Annotated in this window: 19 protein-coding genes; 11 read left to right on the top strand and 8 right to left on the bottom strand. The window is 39.7% G+C overall.

Annotated elements, in window-relative coordinates:
• Nucleotides 1-4: 4 nt before the first annotated feature.
• The 8 genes from FVA69_RS19190 to FVA69_RS19155 form a co-directional block, all read right to left on the bottom strand.
• Nucleotides 5-613, bottom strand: a complete 609-nt coding sequence (locus FVA69_RS19190) for a fimbrial protein (protein ID WP_109912791.1) — start codon at nt 611-613, stop codon at nt 5-7.
• A 39-nt stretch (nt 614-652) separates the two neighbouring features.
• Nucleotides 653-1441 carry a fimbria/pilus periplasmic chaperone gene (locus FVA69_RS19185; RefSeq protein WP_004907602.1) on the bottom strand — a complete coding sequence of 263 codons (789 nt, stop codon included), beginning with the start codon at nt 1439-1441 and terminating at the stop codon, nt 653-655.
• 57 nt (nt 1442-1498) lie between these two features.
• A complete protein-coding gene (locus FVA69_RS19180; protein WP_164529219.1) occupies nt 1499-4168 on the bottom strand; it encodes an outer membrane usher protein in 2670 nt (889 codons plus the stop codon).
• Nucleotides 4169-4260: 92 nt separating this feature from the next.
• Nucleotides 4261-4797: a fimbrial protein gene (locus FVA69_RS19175; protein WP_004907606.1), complete on the bottom strand. Its 537-nt coding sequence runs from the start codon at nt 4795-4797 to the stop codon at nt 4261-4263.
• Nucleotides 4798-4864: 67 nt separating this feature from the next.
• The gene (locus FVA69_RS19170; RefSeq protein WP_004907609.1) at nt 4865-5401 is read right to left on the bottom strand and encodes a fimbrial protein; all 537 of its coding nucleotides are present in this window, start codon (nt 5399-5401) and stop codon (nt 4865-4867) included.
• A gap of 163 nt (nt 5402-5564) precedes the next feature.
• Nucleotides 5565-5795, bottom strand: a complete 231-nt coding sequence (locus tag FVA69_RS19165; RefSeq protein WP_109912789.1) for a helix-turn-helix domain-containing protein — start codon at nt 5793-5795, stop codon at nt 5565-5567.
• Between the two features lie 10 nt (nt 5796-5805).
• Complete coding sequence (locus FVA69_RS19160; protein ID WP_004907614.1) at nt 5806-6120, bottom strand: helix-turn-helix domain-containing protein; 315 nt, start codon at nt 6118-6120, stop codon at nt 5806-5808.
• 400 nt (nt 6121-6520) lie between these two features.
• On the bottom strand, nt 6521-7069 hold the full coding sequence (locus FVA69_RS19155; protein ID WP_004907617.1) for a tyrosine-type DNA invertase: 549 nt from the start codon (nt 7067-7069) through the stop codon (nt 6521-6523).
• 430 nt (nt 7070-7499) lie between these two features.
• On the opposite strand from FVA69_RS19155, the gene FVA69_RS19150 reads away from it, so the two are divergent.
• The 11 genes from FVA69_RS19150 to FVA69_RS19100 all read left to right on the top strand — a co-directional run bounded on the left by FVA69_RS19150 (nt 7500) and on the right by FVA69_RS19100 (nt 18884).
• Nucleotides 7500-8171 (top strand): heavy metal response regulator transcription factor, encoded by a 672-nt coding sequence (locus FVA69_RS19150; RefSeq protein WP_004907620.1) that lies wholly within the window; start codon nt 7500-7502, stop codon nt 8169-8171.
• Nucleotides 8168-9532, top strand: coding sequence for a heavy metal sensor histidine kinase (locus FVA69_RS19145; protein ID WP_004907623.1), 1365 nt, complete (start codon nt 8168-8170; stop codon nt 9530-9532). Before FVA69_RS19150 ends, FVA69_RS19145 begins: the two co-directional genes overlap by 4 nt.
• An 85-nt stretch (nt 9533-9617) precedes the next feature.
• Nucleotides 9618-10628, top strand: a complete 1011-nt coding sequence (gene msrP / locus FVA69_RS19140) for a protein-methionine-sulfoxide reductase catalytic subunit MsrP (RefSeq protein WP_181937062.1) — start codon at nt 9618-9620, stop codon at nt 10626-10628.
• Nucleotides 10628-11239, top strand: coding sequence for a sulfite oxidase heme-binding subunit YedZ (locus FVA69_RS19135; protein WP_109912787.1), 612 nt, complete (start codon nt 10628-10630; stop codon nt 11237-11239). Before msrP ends, FVA69_RS19135 begins: the two co-directional genes overlap by 1 nt.
• A gap of 866 nt (nt 11240-12105) precedes the next feature.
• Nucleotides 12106-12426, top strand: coding sequence for a helix-turn-helix domain-containing protein (locus FVA69_RS19130; protein ID WP_004907630.1), 321 nt, complete (start codon nt 12106-12108; stop codon nt 12424-12426).
• Between the two features lie 197 nt (nt 12427-12623).
• Nucleotides 12624-13166 carry a fimbrial protein gene (locus FVA69_RS19125; RefSeq protein ID WP_109912786.1) on the top strand — a complete coding sequence of 181 codons (543 nt, stop codon included), beginning with the start codon at nt 12624-12626 and terminating at the stop codon, nt 13164-13166.
• An 83-nt stretch (nt 13167-13249) separates the two neighbouring features.
• Entirely contained in the window at nt 13250-13789 is a 540-nt protein-coding gene (locus tag FVA69_RS19120) for a fimbrial protein (RefSeq protein WP_004907638.1), read from the top strand.
• Between the two features lie 74 nt (nt 13790-13863).
• Nucleotides 13864-16341, top strand: coding sequence for a fimbria/pilus outer membrane usher protein (locus FVA69_RS19115; protein WP_110731616.1), 2478 nt, complete (start codon nt 13864-13866; stop codon nt 16339-16341).
• Between the two features lie 41 nt (nt 16342-16382).
• The gene (locus FVA69_RS19110) at nt 16383-17135 is read left to right on the top strand and encodes a fimbrial biogenesis chaperone (RefSeq protein WP_109912784.1); all 753 of its coding nucleotides are present in this window, start codon (nt 16383-16385) and stop codon (nt 17133-17135) included.
• 10 nt (nt 17136-17145) lie between these two features.
• A complete protein-coding gene (locus FVA69_RS19105) occupies nt 17146-17760 on the top strand; it encodes a fimbrial protein (protein WP_117162613.1) in 615 nt (204 codons plus the stop codon).
• A 2-nt stretch (nt 17761-17762) separates the two neighbouring features.
• On the top strand, nt 17763-18884 hold the full coding sequence (locus tag FVA69_RS19100; protein WP_004907648.1) for a fimbrial protein: 1122 nt from the start codon (nt 17763-17765) through the stop codon (nt 18882-18884).
• Nucleotides 18885-18889: the final 5 nt, after the last annotated feature.

Here is an 18889-nt window from a genome sequence, read left to right as displayed (position 1 = left end):
GCTCCTATTCATAACTTACCTGAAATCTAATTAACGCCTGATAAGCTCCAGCATTTAGTTGAGCGGAGGTACGTACCGGCGTTACATAGTAAGTTAATTGGTTTTGTCCAGGTGAAACCAACTGTGGTGTACTGTACTCACCTAAGTTAATTGGTGAACGCGCTGCATCACTTAATTGCAGGCCAATCCCCTGAACACCGATAACAGCTGCCAAGCGCGGGTCTTGAGTATCTATAGGAGCCAAAAAGCGGATCTTCATTGAAGGCATTTGTTGGCTCCACAAAAGATTCCCCTGTGCAGTGCGGCTGCGGCTTTCACCACTTAGACAATCTTCTAAACGTAGCTCAATCGCAACAGGATTACCTGTTTGCCCGACATGCTGAAGCTGTCCGGTTCCCACAGTACCTAAATTAATAGTTTGATATGCTGATGACATTGCTAAACGACAAGCACTTTCCGTCAAGGCCCCATGGACATATAGCGTGCCATGTGAACCATCTACATCCCAGTTATCAACTTTATTTAGAGCTGTTCCCATCGCCATGTTACTGAATAAATTCAGCGCTAAACTTCCTAAGCCCACATAACGGAGCATCCTGCTTGTGTTTGCCATGATATTCTCCTGCTATCTCATCGCACATTTCAAATCAGTCTATTTTTTTTCAGGTACCACATGGCAGCTATTTCCCTGACATGTAAACGACAGTGTTGGACGACCACCGTAATCATTGATATAGGTCAGCACAGGTTTATTACCTAATGCGTCTGCACTGACGTTCAGTGCTTTGCTGCTTTTTGGTGCCACCATCACTGGCTCAAACCCTGCGACCGTTTGTCCATTTTTGTTGGGAACAGCATCGACAAAAGAAACGTAATAGGCAGTTGGGTTATTAATCGTATACTGGTTACCTTGGCGAGTAAGAGTCACTTTTTCCTGCCATGGGTTATCCATTTGCTCACGTGTCGGAATGATTGCTTTCGGTCGATAAAACAATTTGATACGTGTCTGTAACGCCAGTTGCAGTGTATTGGGCTTATCACTTTTTGGTGGGATCTCACGCAAATTAAAGTAATACACGGATTCTCTGTCTTGCGGCAGTGCCGCTGCACTTGGCAGTGCTTGGATTTTGATTTGGCTTTTTGCCCCTGGCTCAACACGTTGCACCGGTGGCAATACCGTAAATGGATCGCTTATTTTTTCACCTTTCTCATTTTCCACCCAACCTTGAGCGAGATAAGGTAATTGTTTGTTTTCATTGCTGATATTTAAACTGATCGATTTTTCGTCTCCCGTAATAATCGCTCGAGTTCTATCTAATGCAACTGCCGCTTGAGCAGAAGATAGCGTTGTTGAAGTCAACACAACGCCAGCCAATGCGAATACTGCTCTATGGGCATTTTTTTTGTTCATCAATTTGTTTTTCATCATGTTATTCATCATATTGTTATCTTCTATGGTTAAGGAGCACTCATCGCTCTTTGCGTACCACCATTTTTATTATTTTTGTAACCAGCGACTTGGTTCCTTTGGCGCCGTTCTTTCAACTACAGGCACAACAAGTTCTGCTGCTTTCGGCATTGCTTCTAATGCACGACTCGCTGATTGTGTCTTTATGGTCGCTGGCGATGCGGCTTTTGCTCCCGGTTTGTGGCATGGTAGTAACCAGCTTGCCTGTAAATATTCATCTTCTGGCAAGGTATTAGGGAGTGTGATTTCACACTGCACTTGGTCATCCCAACGAACTTGCAAGGTATCTTTTGCATTTAAACCAGTAAGATAGGTATTTCCATCATCACCCACCATACCGACTTGCTGACCACGACCGTTTAAGACTATTGCTCCGAAAGGTGGTGTGCTATTGTCCGATAGCCTTAACAACGCCATCGCACTGTTTCCTGCGACAACATCAAATTGACGGTAGCCAATTGCCCCTTCTGTTAAAGTGCCTTGCTTTATAGATTGAGACACTTGCGCTTCATCTGGTAATGCATTCAAATCAACGCTAATTTGGTTACGGTAATAGCTATTCACGTCACTAATAACGGCTTGTCCAAAGCGGTTGGTACGCACAATAGAGCCGTAACCACGTAGTGGAATATTAGGTACACCATCGGTATCAACAAATATGCGAGTACCGCCAATTTGACTACCACGATGCAGTACGGCACCTTTCTCTGTTGCGGTGAAACCACCTTGCAAAGAGAACCCCGCAGACCGATAACGGTCTTGTTGGTACGTTGCGTTTGCGTTGAGCTGTGCTAAGTCCCCCTGATGAGTGTAATAGCCACTCACGAGCGCACCTGAACGCGCCCATCCGGTACTTAGCTGATAGTTATTTCTCTCATCGATGGTGCTGTAGTAACTCACACGTTGTGAGTTATCATTTTTATCCCAACTACTGTTATAACTAACGGAGCTTTTTTCACCCCAAGGCACGGTGAGTGACGCATATACGCCATCATCATTACTTTCACGATAACGATTTCGATAGGCCGTCAAGTTGAGGCTAAGATTCTTCCATTTACCAATATCAAAGTAGCGCGCTAACGAAATACTATAGCGGTCGTTATCGGGTTGATCCCAATAGGTTTGATGGTAATAGTTAATGAACGCACTTAGTCCTAACTCTGAAAATTGTTGGTTATAAGAGATGGTATACATTTCTTTGCTGTTGTATTGGCGAGCACCTGTTTCCTGCGCATCCAAATACTCAGACATACTCATAAAACCTTGCTCAGAGAATCGATATCCTGCAAATGTCACTTGGCTGTTATAGGTATCAAAACGTTTAGAGTAACTTAAACGATATGAGCTCCCACGATACGTTTTGTTGCCAATATCACTTAAGTTGGTTAGATGCGCCCGAGCATGAGTGATATCGAATGACAATGCACCGAATACCATTAAGTCACGACCAATCCCTATAGCCGCGGATGCATAGTTTTCCGCACCAATTCCACCCCCATACAGTGACCAGCCGTTGTTAACTCCCCAAGAGAACTCGCCACTTGCGAAGGTATCGCCACTAACATGATGGCGCCAATTTGTTGGGCGCCCAGCGGCTAATTTGTAACGCAGTTGTCCCGGACGTGTTAAATACGGAACACTTGCTGTATTGACAGTGAAATTCTGTGTTGAGCCGTCTTGTTCTTTAACTTCAACATCGATTTGCCCAGCTAATGCATCATTCAAGTCTTGGATACGAAATGGACCCGCAGCGACTTGAGTTTGATAAATAATTCGTCCTTGCTGGCTCACAATAACTGTCGCATTACTTTTTGCGACCCCAGTAATTTCTGGTGCGTATCCACGTAGATTGGGTGGAAGCATATTGGTATCGGTAACCAGGCTAAGCCCTGTAAATCTGAAACTATCAAAAATATCAGAGGTTAAATAATCCTCACCTAAAGTGAGTTTTGTACCTAATGATTTGATTGCTCGGTAGACATAATAACGAGTCCAATCTAGTGATGTGGTCGTGCTTTGTCCTTGCTGCTTATCAATACGCATTTGCCAGTCAGCGCGAACACGCCAAGCACCCAAGTTAACACCAGCAACCCCATTACCGCTGGTACTGTAGTTGGTTTGTTGTCCAGAGCGGGTTTGCTGGCCCACTTGTGCATTTAGGTTGTAATCAAACAATGCGCCGGGTAACCCTTCTTCCCAGCGTGCGGGAGGATCCCAATTCTCAGCGGTATATTCGAGGTAGGCTTGCGGCAAACTAATATACATAGCCGAAGTCGCAAGGTCGGCTTTAACCTCAGTTCCGGGTAAACTTTCAAGTGATAGACACTGTCCTTCGTGCCACCACTTCAATGTCGACATCAATTCAGGCTTGATACCGAATTTTTCAACTAAAGCAGGGTTCAGGCAAGGGAGGCTTTCATCCGACTCACCTTCAGGCGCATAGTAAAAGACAGTTTCTTCCGGCATGCTTTGCTTGTTTAAGAAAACCGTAAAACTGTATTCACCAGGCATGAGATAGCCTGGACGCGCAAATTGGCTTAAATCAATGTTGTTACGATCATTGACGTCTAGCATATCCATATTAAATGTAATATCGGATGCGTGACCACCAAAGCTAATAGCCAACGCGACTAAAAGCCCTAATCTGCAAGGCCGAGTTATCCGTAACACAGGCGTGTGAATGAAATTCAGGGTCATCATCTCGACCTTCTTTTGCGTTCTTTTATCCGTAATGTCATTTCGCTCACGAAGCTCGTCCTACAAAGGAGATCTTCATTTCTTAGAGGAACCGACTATTCATAATCCAGTTTGAAACGTAATTGACTGTAGTATTGACCTGATGCCAATGGGCGGTTATTCGCCACCAACCGTAGCCGATAGGTGAGATCTTTTGTTCCAGCTGTTAGTGCGCTCATTGACATTCCTTGGCCTGGTATGGCAATTTCACCATCTCCCTCACGTTGAATTTGTAATCCAACACCTTGAGCTTGTCCGTTTACACCAAATAACCCCCTATCATGGGAGCCATCGAATGTTACGCGAAAATATTGCCAATTCGGTTTGTCAGGATTTTGGCGTTCAAGAACACAATTCACTAATCGGATAACAAAAGGGCGAGCAGGTCCTTGCCCATCACGGCGAATTTGAGTCAGCGCAATACTTCCCATATCAATAGTTTGATCACGGCTGCCGACATCAATTGCACATGCTGTTTCAATAATGCTTCCATTCATACTCACTGAGCCTTGAGCATGTGCAGTTGATACCGCAGCCAACGTGCCTATACTTAAGATCAATGAAAACACTCCACTGGTTATCGAATTATTCATTGCTCCCTCTCTTACACCCAATTCAGTCGGAATGAGCCAACAAATTAATTTGTTGGCTCAAGATGAATTACTCGTAAGACAGAGTGAAATCCGCTACTGAGCTAAAGTCACCGGCAGTGATAGTGTCGATATCGCCACCATTACCTTTTAAGTAAGCAGCGAAATTCAGTGTGTTGTTACCATTTTGAACTTGTTGGAATGGTGCAGCTGTTCCTAAAGTCACCACATTGCCGCTACCATTAGTGATCTGAACACCAGCGCCAGCACCAGTACCAACAATACCCAGTGTTTTATTGGTATTGTCGAAAGATGCAGCAGCACCACTAAAGGTTAATTGAACACCTTTAGTCAGTTTAGTGATATCACAGTTCTCTAAAGTGATTTCGAATGGACGTGGAGTTGATTTACCGCCATCAACTAATGCCATGTTAGAAATTTGGCCTAATTCAACTGTTTGGTCGATTGAGCTAGGAGAGATTGAGCATGGAGCATCGATAATAGCGCCTTTGAACGTTACTTTACCGTGGCCTTGATCAGCAGCATTTGCTGCAGAAGCTAAACCCAGAGCCATAAAAGTTGCCATTGCAATAGATTTCATTTTCATGAATATAAAGTCCTATGTTTTTTGTTAAATAAAGAATGAGTGTCAATTTTCATTGCTCATTGCAGACACTCTATTTGCAATGAACTGGAAAAAACAAAGCACTAGTATTTGATTTAAAAAAATCAAATACTAAAAATTAAATTTTAATAATTAAAAAATATATTTAGTCTTCTATTAAAAAAAATTGAATTGGTACTTTAAATAACTCAGATAATTGAGAAAGAAAATCAATATTAATATGATTAATTCCTGATTCATAACGGGAAATTTGCTGTTGACTTACGCCGATATATCTCCCTAACTCCTCAGCAGTTAATTTCATTTCTTTTCTATATCTTTTTATTTTCTTTCCTACAATAATATTAAATGTTGGTTTTATTATATTTTCTGACATAAGGTTAAGCCTATTTCATAAATTGACTAGATCCTGAAAACCATCCTTCAGCTTTAAAATAACATTCCATATTATGGATATAATTTACTGAGTTATTTTGAAATCCAACGCCATCTAATAAACAATTAATATCAATATCAAGTGAGTTCGCAATTTGCTTAATTTGCTCTAGGTGTAGTCGAATAACGCCGCGCTCAATACGTGAAACATGCTGCTGTGAGCATAAAAGTAAGTCAGCTAGCTCAGAACCACTTAGCCCTTTAGCTCGGCGAGCTTTATGTATATTGCTCCCAACAATTTCTTTAGGAGATAAGTTAGATTGCATAAAATCCTCCTCATGAAACTGAATGATTTATTAATTTAACTGTTGTCAAAATGCACCAAATTGACAATAGTTGTATATTGTTAGTTAAATATTTCGTTAATTACTTATTAACTTATATTTTATATTTTATATTTAAAATTATCGGAAGATTATTCCAAATAAAACATTTCAGAATATTACAATGTGTAAGTTTGAGATGTTACGGAGAGTTTTAACGTGTGAAAAAATTAATAAATTCAATGATCTTTTAATAATGGAATGTGCTTATTTTTAGTAATATATACATAGCGTTATTTACACGCTACGTATTTGACGTGTATTTTCATTTAACTTAAGATGCACCTAATTCATTACGTTTGTCAATTTGGTGCATTTTGACAACTCTTTTAACGCCTTTATCTCACCATACTCCCCGAAATCTTGCTGGGTTACTTGCTGTGTATCGTACGGTATGTTGTATATTCGTGTGTCCCAAATAATCCTGAATTAGACGTGTATCGGCGCCTCTATCCGCCAATGCATAACCACATGCATGTCGTAACATGTGGGGATGAATACCTAGGGTTAGCTCAGCTAGCTCACCAAGTCGTGAAAAAAGTTGATAAAAGCGCTGACGAGTCATGGCAGTCCCTCTTTCAGATAAAAATAACCACTGACTTTCTTTCCCTTTCCATGTATTTCTAGTTTTTAGCCAAGCTTTAATGAGTGGGATCTCTTCATCAATCAGTGGGTGATTAACTGAAAAACCATTCTTTAAACGATGTACATAAAGCTCATTACTTTCTAAGTTAAGATCAGATAATTTTAGTGATAGGGCCTCGCTTGCCCTTAGACCATGTATAAAGCACATATAAATTAAGCAAGAATTACGTTCGGGATGTCGCGACAAATGACAAGCAGCTAAAAGTCGAGATATTTCCTGTTGAGTTAAATACTTACGAGTGGACATGAACGTTTCCCCATTTAGTCAAAAAAGGTCAATCATATCTAAATTAATCGGCCTAACATATTAATTTTTTTAGATAAATATAATGCTTTTATTCTATAGGTGAAATAAAAAATTATTTATTATCCGTCAGGTCAGTAATCAAAGATTAATTAACTAAAATTTTATATTTTATTAAGCAGTTTTTATTCTGCTTTATAAATGTGAGAGAAAAGAGATTATTTACTTGTAAAACAATACTTACTCGTCGATGAAAGCAGCTAATTTCCATTTTTCGTACCGAGCTATTAATCATTCTACGAGTTATTTTTAAGGAGCTAGTGTCATGTTTTCTCTGAGTATTTTATGGTTAAATTCCTACCCATATCTTTAAATTGAAAATTTCTTTAAGATGAAATGAAATTAAGTCAAATAAAGTCACTGTTAGGTTCTCATGAGAATACTATTAATTGAAGATCACCTAAAAACCCAAGGGTGGGTCAAAAATGGGTTAGAAGAAGCAGGTTTTCTTGTGGATGTGGCTGATGATGGTCGCGACGGTCTCTATTTTGCTTTAGAAAACAGTTATCAGTTGGTGATCCTCGACATCATGCTGCCCGGTATGAATGGCTGGGAGATTTTAAAAATCTTACGCACAGCAAAAAATATTCCTGTTATCTGCCTCACTGCACGGGATGCCGTTGATGACAGAATTAAAGGCTTAGAGCTGGGTGCTAATGATTATCTCGTTAAGCCGTTTTCATTTTCTGAATTATTAGCTCGGGTTAAAAACCAATTAAAAGTTAACCAGCCAGTCTCAACCACCATGGCTATTGCGGATTTAAAAATCGACTTAACTCGCCATGATGTTGAGCGGGCTGGAAAGAAAATCATCTTAACTCGGCAAGAGTTTTCCTTATTACTGTTCTTTGTTCTACATTGTGATGAAATTTTACCTAGAACCTTAATTGCTAGCGAAGTTTGGGGGATCGATTTTGAAAGTGACACGAATATTATTGATGTGGCAATCCGTCGATTGAGAAAAAAAATCGATGATGAATTTGACGTTAAACTCATTGAAACTATTCGTGGGATGGGATACCGCTTAAATAGGCCGATAGAATGAAAAAGAAGTCACTTCGTTTTAAACTTATTTCTTTGTTTATCATTCTTATGATTGCTAATGCCGGAGTGGTGACATGGGTTTTGTATCATTCACTCAAAAATGAATTATCTGAACAAGATAATAACTTACTGGTTAACCGCGCGGAGCAACTTGCTAAACTCATTGCTGGTGGCATTGATATCAAAACACTCCCCATGTATTTTCAAAGCATGATGGATATGCGACAAGACTTAATCCAAATTTCTGATGCGGCAGGGCACATATTGGTCACCACCAATCGCGAATTACTGGGTTCTCAACCTCTTCAGTTAGTCAAACTTGAACAGCTAAATATTAATGCCATCAACCATTGGCAAACCGCTCAAGGTATCCCTATTTCTGCGGTTTATTTCTCGATGAATTCCCCAAAAGGGCCGCTCCATGTGGTACTTGGTAAAGTATCTGTCGACCGTAGTGGCGTGTTGACTCAATATCTCACCCAAAGCGTAGTGATTTCTGTCCTCTCAATTTTGTTGATGGGGCTGCTCAGCTTATGGCTGTTGAAAAAAGGGTTATCCGACATTCAAGCATTGAGCCAGATAACGGTCAAAACAGACGTTCATGCGTTAAATGACCCAATCGATATTGACCAGCTACCACAGGAATTGAAAGAGCTGGGCGAATCGATGAACACGATGCGCCAGCGCTTAAAGCATGATTTTGTCAAACTTACTCAATTTGCCGATGACTTGGCGCATGAACTGAGAACCCCAATTAATGCGATTCGGGTACAAAATGAAATTACACTCCAGCGCTCGCGTAGTGTTAGCGAATATGAAGGGATGATAGTCAGTAATATTGAAGAGCTCGATAAACTGTCACAAATGATCCAAAGTACTTTGTTTATTGCCCGTGCTGAAAATAAAAATATTACCTTAAATCGAGAAAACCTTTCTTTATATACGTTAGTTAACGATGTCTATGAACTCTTTTCTGCCTATGCAGAAGAAAAACAGATTGAACTGTATAGCGAGCCCTCATCCCTGACGCTTGATGCTGACCCTGTATTACTCAGCCGAGTTTTAGTGAATATTGTCTCCAATGCGATTAAATATTCTTACCCGGGCACCCGTGTCGTTACCCAAATTAATACGCTTTCGCAACAACGGGAAATTAAAATCACTAATCAAGGAGAACTTCTACAAAACAGTGATGAAATTTTCACCCGTTTTTGGCGTGGGGATAATGCTCGAACCACAGAAGGAACTGGGCTAGGGTTGGCGATTGTGAAAGCGATAGTGGAATTACATGGCGGGTCAGTGAGTTTTGAACATCATACAGGAACCAGTACTATTACACTGAAATTTCCTACAATTAAGTAAGATGACAAATTTGTCATCTTACTGTCAGCCATTTTTACTGCGCTTTCGGTATAACTGATCTCATTTCCCTTTTGCTATGGAGCGCATGATGAAAAAGTTACCTAAAATTCCCGCATCTCAAATCACGGATGAATCCCTCTTTTTTATGAAACGCCGTCAGTTACTTAAGGCATTAGGCATTGGAGCCGCTGGTTTAACCGTTGCGGCGACGGCCAATGCGGGGCTGTTTTCTTGGTTCAGTGACGATACACCAGCACCTCCGATGACGCCAAGAAAACCGCTGACATTTATTCAACCTGAAGAGTTTCAGCCATCATTAACCCTCACACCTGAAGATAAAGTGATTGGTTATAATAATTTTTATGAATTTGGGTTGGGTAAATCCGATCCTGCCGAGAATGCCCATACTTTAGTGACGGATGAGTGGACGGTAACGATTGATGGAGAAGTAAATCGTCCCCTGACCCTTAATTTAGATGATATAAACACTAAGTTTCCCTTAGAGGAGCGTATTTATCGTATGCGCTGTGTTGAGGCTTGGTCGATGGTCATTCCATGGGTTGGCTTTCCTTTAGCGAAATTATTGGCTTTAGTTGAACCCACTAGCAAAGCCAAATATGTGGCTTTTGAAACACGCTACGCTCCAGAACAAATGCCAGGACAAAAAAGTCGTTATATTGGTGGTGGCTTATCGTACCCCTATGTTGAAGGGCTACGCTTAGATGAAGCCATGAACCCACTGACTTTGCTGGCGACTGGCGTTTATGGCAAAACATTACCCAACCAAAACGGAGCACCGATCCGGTTGGTCGTACCATGGAAATATGGCTTTAAAGGAATTAAATCTATCGTCAAAATTCGCCTTACTGAGCACATGCCTGAGACTACATGGAACCTATCAGCACCGAGCGAATATGGCTTTTTTGCCAATGTGAATCCAGATGTAAGCCATCCTCGTTGGTCACAAGCCACCGAACGTTTTATTGGTGCAGGAGGCTTAGGCCAAGTGACTCGCCAACCAACATTGTTGTTTAATGGATATGGTGAACAAGTGGCAAGCTTGTATCAAGGAATGGACTTGCGGAGAGATTATTGATGCCCCAAGACAATAAGTTTATTGTTGGATTAACCAAAGGGAGCTTTCATCTTCTTGCTTTGCTCCCTTTGGTATGGCTGATTTTTTTAGTCGATACCCAACAGCTTGGAGCTGACCCCGCCAAAGATATCCAACATTTTACAGGAATAGCGGCTTTACGTTTGCTCCTCGTTATTGTATTGATCCCTCTGGCTGCAAAACTATTGCGATTTACGGCATTGTTTCAAACGCGAAAATTACTGGGGTTATGGTGTTTTTTCTGGGCTGTGCTGCATTTAAGTAGCTATCTATTACTGGAAATTGGTGTAAATAATTTAGCGCTATTTTTCGAAGAGATTTTTTCGCGACTCTATTTAGTGATTGGCGCGGTAGCTTGGTTGTGTTTATTGTTGATGGCGGTCAGTTCATTCAACCGTATACGCCTTTATTTGGGCGTATGGTGGAAAAGAATTCATATGCTGCTTTACCCAACGATTTTACTCGCATTTTGCCACTATATGCTGTCATTAAAAACCTTAACACCTGAACCATTTATCTATTTAGCCGCCGTTGGGAGTGCATTTGCGTATCGCATGTGGAACCAGCAATCACAACGAATAAAACCTTCATAAAGGTTGGCGTGCTTAAATTGTATTCTTACTTGGTATTATAAAATGCCTAATACTGCGGTTTGCTAGGATTAGGCATTTGGTGTGCATTACAATATAGTGTAAAGCAAATCTATGCTTCGTTTTATGATAATACTTTACCACCTTACTCAACCCCTTCTTACGATAACCGTTAAATCGTCACTCTTTGAATTGATCTTAAACTTAGTGTGGCTAGCAAGGCTCTCACCTTTCTATAGATAAAAATATTTAAAAGAAGTTTTCATTAGAATTTCTTTAAAGCTTAAAGTTATACATTGATATATAATTTTTAAATACTCGTTATTTGAGTAATTAATATCCTTATTTTTGGGTAATATCGGGATTTATTATATGTGGGTGATGATTTTTGTGAGATATAATTTCGTTGATAAACTTTACAATTATTTATAATTAATTTGTTGGTGTTTGTAAATAATGAAGTTAAGATAAATCTTAAAAAAAATATTTAATAATTTACAAACTCAAAATTCGAGTAATACTACTTTTTTAAGTTGTATTTTATGGTTGAAATTTAACCATAAAATACATCTGATTAGTAAAAGATATGTTTTAATATTTTCAAATGTATCAAAATGTAATTTGAAAGGTGATTGGCTGAAGTTTTATGTCTATAACATGCTGTTATTTATATTATAAATTTCAGTGTGGTTATTTTCTGTTACATTTATCCTATGTTAATAGAGCGATAAATGATTTTAATGGTAATCAATTTGCCCTATCGATTATACAAAATAAATAATCAGACATATAATCATCAAAAATTTTAGGACGGTATCTATGGTTCAGATGGTGCCTATAATTAATTTTTAATATAAAGGTTAAATTAAATGACTTATTTTTCTAATGAGATAAATAAAGAAATAGGGCAGTATTTGAGAGGAATTAGAAAAGAGCAAAACTTAACAGGGGAAGATTTGGCAAAAAAGTTGAATATTAGCCAACAGCAGATATCCCGATATGAAACGGGAAAAACAAAGCTGACATTTGAAATGATGGATACAATTTTAGTGATATTCAATAAGTCATGGAGAGACCTTTTTAATCATGTAATAGATAGATACGATAATGAAAGATTACAGTATACCATAAAAAATGAAAATAATTATTTTGCTATCTTAGATAAAGACACTAAAAAAATGTGGCGTTAATTCGGCCAATAAAAAATCAAATCTTTTTGGTGAAGTGTAATTAGTAAATATAATAAATTTAGCCTATTCATATGATAACTTTATTAAAAGTAATCATTAATTTAATTAAAATAATGATTACTTTTATCTAAAGTTGTTATTAACAACTCTTATGGCGAAACATACATTATACAAGTATTATACAGGATTAAATAATCATGAAATTGAATAAATTTGTAATGGGTGCTGTATTTGCATCAGGCTTTGCTTCGTTCGCAGCAATGGCAGCTTATACGGGTACACCTACTAACGGTACTATCGAATTTTCAGGTGAATTAGTGAATTCTGCTTGTGGTTTAAGTGAAGAATCAAGTCCTGTAAAAGTAAACTTTTATCAGATCCCTGTTTCTAATTTAAAAAATGGTGAGCGTGCAGGTAATATTAAGAAAGATATCGTTCTGCAAGGTTGTGATACTACAGTTGCACAAACTGCAACTGTAACTTACACACCATCAACTATTAACCCTAATGATAAGACATTAGCGGCGTTCACTTCAGGTACTGCAAGTGGTGCTGGTATTGGTTTAAGAGACAATGGAAATAAAGATGTTGTTTGGGGACAAGCTTCTACTGCAGTTAATCTAACTGAAGGTAAAACTGCTATTCCATTCGTTGCTTATTTAAAATCTGATAATGCATCTAATGCAGTGACTCCAGGTAGCTTTGATTCAACTATCAATTTCAAAATTGATTACCAATAATTTGTAATTGGTTTTATATCAATATGCGGAGTATTTAATACTCCGCATTAATAAAATCTACCAATAACTAAATGGTATTGTCCATGATAATTCGGGTTGCAAAAATAGCACTAGGCTCTAGTTTGTTATGGCCTCTATTAAGTTGGGGAATGACCGGCAATAACACCCCTGGTGATATTGTAATGCAAGGTGAATTAATAGAAGCTTCATGCACGATTGATCCTGAAAGCCGAGAGCTTTGGGTTAATTTTGGGGAAATCAGTGCCCGAGAAATCACGCCTGAAGTCAATATGTTGGTGAGTAAGAATTTTGCTATAAAACTTGTTGGATGTACGTTGCCTTCTAATGACAAAGGTAGTGCATCGCGCGCGCAAATAACCATGATGGGAACCTCTGTTAATGATGATCAACTTTTACAAGTGAGTGGTGATTCAGAAGGGTTTGGAATTCAATTTAGGGACTCTCACGGTGAAATACTTAAACTTAATAGAAAAATGCCGGATTACACATTATTAGAAGGGCGTAATAGATTAGATTTTACTGCAATTTTAGTTGCTTATCAAAAGCATATTAAGGCAGGTGATTTCGCAGGAGTTCTACGATTTAGAATGGATTATTTCTAAAACTAATAATAATTACATATAAAAGAGAATTGAGCTAAATCTCTAGCCTAATGAGTGAATACTGAGTAACTAAAATGATTATTTTAAATGGAAATATAAATAATATAAAAAAACTATTTGCAATATATATTGCAGTACTTTGCTATTCACCAAATATGTCTGCAAATGATCTTGTTGAGTTTAATGTTGACGTATTAGATGTTGGTGATCGTAACAATATTGATTTAACTCGATTCTCTAAAGATAACTTCGTATTTCCAGGAACTTATTTATTGGATGTCTATATTAATGGACAATCATTGTCGCAGCAGAAGGTCACTTATATTACCGATCCTCAAGATAGTGAAAAATCATTAGTCTGTTTTACCCCTAAGCAAATTGAAATGTTAGCGCTCAAAGAAGATGCGTTAAAAAAAATCCAAGCCATATCTCCTGAATGTTCAAATATTTTACCTATTTCAGGTGTTAAAATTAATAATCATGAAGGCAAACTGGATATCACTATTCCACAAGCATGGATGAAATATTCCGATCCTAGTTGGGTGCCGCCTGAGCGTTGGGATTCAGGGGTTTCAGGCCTTATATTTGATTATAACCTGACAGGGTCAATTTCACGTTCTTTGACGACACATACGAATAAGCATTCATTGTCAGCATATGGCCAAACCGGGTTTAACTTAGGAGCGTGGCGCTTTAGAGCTGATTATCAAGCTAATTATAACGAGCGTGGCGATAGAAAATTCGATTGGAACCAGTTTTATGCATATCGCCCTCTGATCCACATGGCGGCTAAGCTGACACTGGGTGAAATTTATTTAAATTCTCAAGTTTTTGACACGATTCGTTTCACTGGCTTTAACCTTGCCAGTGATGAGCGTATGTTACCGCCAAATCTGCGAGGATACGCACCACAGATTAATGGTATTGCGAAAAGCAATTCAAAAATTGTTGTAACCCAAGCTGGGCGTGTCGTTTATGAAACGACGGTACCTGCGGGGCCATTCAGTATTCAGGATTTGCAAAGTTCAATTCGTGGAACCCTAGATGTCAAAGTTGAAGGTGATGACGGTGAGGTATCGACTTTTCAAGTTGATACGGCAAATATCCCTTATTTAACGCGTCCGGGCTATGTGCGTTATAACGCTTCGGTCGGTAAACCATCACGATTTAATCATAAGCCTGAGGGGCCAATGTTTGCCACGGGAGATTTCTCTTGGGGGCTGAGCAATAACTGGTCACTCATTGGTGGTCTACTTTTTGCGGGTAGGGATTATACCGCTATATCTGCTGGATTAGGCCGTGATTTATCTGTATTTGGGGCACTTTCTGCGGATGTCACACAATCCATTAGCCGAATGCCAGGTGATAACACGCAAACGGGTTCTTCTTATCGCCTGAGTTATTCAAAGTCATTTGATGAACTTAACAGCACGATTACTTTTGCGGGTTACCGCTTCTCGCAGGATAAGTTTAGAACACTGTCGCAATATTTAGATGAGCGTGAAAACAAATATCTGGGTATTGGCCGTCAAAAAGAGATGTATACCGTAACAGGGAATAAAACTTTTTGGGCTGATGATCCTGATTGGAGAACAACAGTATTCTTAACGTATACCCATCAGACCTTTTGGGACCAGACATCTCAAGATAGATATGGCTTATCTGTGGGTCGAACATTTCGTTTAATGGGCATCAATGGTGTTTCAACCAATATTGCGGCCTACCGTTCTGACTATCGGGGTCGACGTGACGATAGCATTTCACTTTCGGTTTCAGTGCCTGTTGGTGATAGCCGTTGGGCGGGATATGACTTGCAAAATAGTGGTAGTAAGACCAGCCACATGCTGTCTTACAGTGACAATAGGGATATGAATAACTTATGGCGAGTTAGAGCCGGTCGAAGCAGTGATGATCGCGTACGGTTTGATGGATATTATCAAAAACGGACGCAACTTGCTGAAGTTAATACTAATGTCAGCTATCAAGAAAGACAAACGGCATCGATCAACGGGACATTGCGCGGTGGTTTCACTGCTACCAAGCATGGAGCTGCATTACATAACAGTACCGGTACAACGGATACAGCAAGAATTATGGTCGATACCAACGGTGTTGGTGGCGTGCCGTTTAACCATGAAAAAACACGAACTAACTGGGCCGGTATTTCTGTTGTGCCTGATATTGTCAGCTATTACAGCTTCGACACGCGTATTGATGTCGATAAGTTAAAAAATAACGTTGATACCAATAAGGCGATAGCAACATCGACATTAACAGAAGGCGCAATAGGTTATCAGCGCTTTGATGTTGCAGAAGGTGAAAAGCTCATAGCAACTATTCGTTATAACGATACGGTACCTCCATTTGGTGCTGATGTGACAAACGCTGATGGCATTAACATTGCCATGCTGATGGAAAATGGATTGGCGTATTTGATGGCAGTAAATCCTAAAGAAACATTAACGGTATCTTGGGGCGGAAAAGCGCAATGTAAAATTCAACTGCCTGAAAAAATTAATTCGGGTATGTCAGTTTTGCTGCCTTGCCAATAATGTAATGACAGTTTGAAAAAGTATTCTATAAGGTAGAGAAAATGGCGATTCGTATAAATAAATGGGTAGGTGGTTTGCTAGTTATGATGGTTGGCGTAGGGCAATCATATGCGGGTATTTCACTGGATAGAACACGACTGATTATTACAGGCGATGAAAATTCTGCGAGTGCTAATTTATCAAACACCAGCTCAAGTATTCCTTTTCTTGCTCAGTCATGGGTTGAAGATGCCAATGGGAAAAAAATCACATCGCCATTAGTTGTATTGCCACCATTACAGCGCATTAATGGTGGGCAAAAAGGGGTTGCCCGTGTTTCAAAAACAGCCGAGATAGATAAGTTACCCCAAGACCGAGAAAGCCTGTTTTATTTAAATGTGCGCGAAGTTCCGCCAAAACCCGATAAACCGAATGTTTTACAGTTAGCGATGCAATCGCGCATTAAATTATTTTATCGGCCGACAGCCATTATTCCTGAGTCTAAAAGTGCAGTTTGGCAAGACCAAGTCATATTTTATAAACAGGGAAATAATTGGCGTGCTGAAAACCCAACCCCTTATTTTGTGACCATTATTAGCCTTAATAATAAACCGGTGGCAGAAGGTGGAAAAAAACTAACTGATTTTCCAGGGGTGATGATTGCACCTAAATCGCATCTCGATATTAAGGTCAATAGTTCAGGCGAGAGTTTCACCATGATGTATGTGAATGATTATGGTGGTCATCCAGAACTTAAATACAGTTGTAGCGGAAATACGTGTAAAGCGTTACCACCAGAGCAACAGATTCGCTAGGAGTATTGATATGAACATTAGGTGCTTAGGGATAGTGTTATTGGGGCTAGGAAGTTTCTCCGCAGTTGCAGAAATTGCGGATGAAAAGCTGTCCCGCCAAACATTGCTAGACGTACATAGTACTGTGCATTTTACAGGGAGCGTCTATGCATCGCCTTGTGTTCTTGAATTAGAAACACAAGAGCAGTATGTCGATTTAGGTGAAATCAATGCTAGAGAGTTTCATCGTATTGGCGATAGAAGTACTCCTGTTGCATTTAATATTCGCCTCAAAGATTGCCAACGCGGAGCATCCAAGTCATTTGTGAATTCTGCCGGAGAAGCAACTCAAAATGCGCAGCGTTATTACTTGACGGGAGAAAGCGCTGTTTCATTGAGCATTGCGGGAGATACGGATTTTTTTAACCCTGATCTGGTGCGAGTGACAGGTGATATTCGAGGTGCCGGGTTGCGTATTTCTAGTAAAGAACATCAAAACCTAATGGTCAACCAGCCAACAAGTTCATGGGTGATCAAACCTGGCGATAATAACATCACACTTAATGCATCATTGGAATCTACAGCACGGTCTGTTTCGGCGGGAACCTTTAGCGGATTAGTTAGGCTAAAACTGGAGTATTTATAACCATGTTTGTATCCAACAACAAAAAACTAAAAGATATGACTATTGTGGCTGGTTTACTCACAATAGGGGTCTTGCCGTTATCTGCTTTAGGTTATCCTCACGGTTCCGCTATACCGGACGGGGGAACTTATACATTCGAAGCGAGAATGAATAATCAATTACTCGTTAATGAGAAGGATGCAGAAACGGTATTCAATTTTGATGTGGGTAACTGGCCTTACTTTGATATTTACTGCCAAAGCTACATGAATCCAGGAGGGGTTGGGAATACCGGTCCTGATTCAGGAATGACATTTGATTTAATGTCAACTATTCCTACATCAATGCAAAACCCGGGGTACCTGAACCTTAATGAATATTTTGATGTAAAAGTTGAAATTCAAATAGGGGGAAGGGTTGGTCAGAAAGTCACTGTTCCAGTGAAGGATATGTGGAATGGGGGTTCTGACCCAATAGAGTGTAGACCACCGAGTGTTAATAGCCGTGATTATGGTGTCGAGCTACGGACAGGGTCGAGTGGAACAATCACGTTTAGACTGAAAAAACCGATTATTAATGGCATTACCATCAACCAAGCGGAACTGGTGCAGGTTTTTGCTAAAAAAGGCAGTCCAGCGAATGGCAGTACAGCTTATGCGCCAATTCCATCAACTCGAGTCGTTTTAGGGGCAGGAATTATCACGGTTGCTGATGAGTGTACGATTAATGAAGGCAACCCAATAGATATTAATTTTCTTGATGTGGCAAACACGAGTGAACAGTTAAATGGCACTAATTATGCTCAGCCCTTTAAGATCCCAGTTAAATGTACCGGTGGCAGTTTTACGACAGGTGATTTAAATATTAAGCTGTCATTGTTGCCAGGAGCGTCAGGCAGCGCGGATTTTAACCCTGATTATTTCGGTACGTTAAAGAACGGTGTGAAACGCACAAATCTTGGCATTGTGGTGACTGATAATTTGACCGGAACCTTGGTAAGACCAAACCAAGCTTATCAAGTGCCTAATTTTATCAATAACCAAGGCACTTGGAACTTAACGGCTGCGCCAATAGCTGCGCCTGGTAGCAGCGTGGAAGAAGGTGAATTTACAAGTACCGGGACAATTCTTGCTGAATTCCAATGAGGCCG

Source organism: Providencia sp. PROV004 (assembly GCF_011045615.1).
In the GTDB taxonomy this organism is placed as follows: Bacteria; Pseudomonadota; Gammaproteobacteria; order Enterobacterales; family Enterobacteriaceae; genus Providencia; species Providencia rettgeri.
This window is presented reverse-complemented; position numbering and strand designations above follow the sequence as displayed.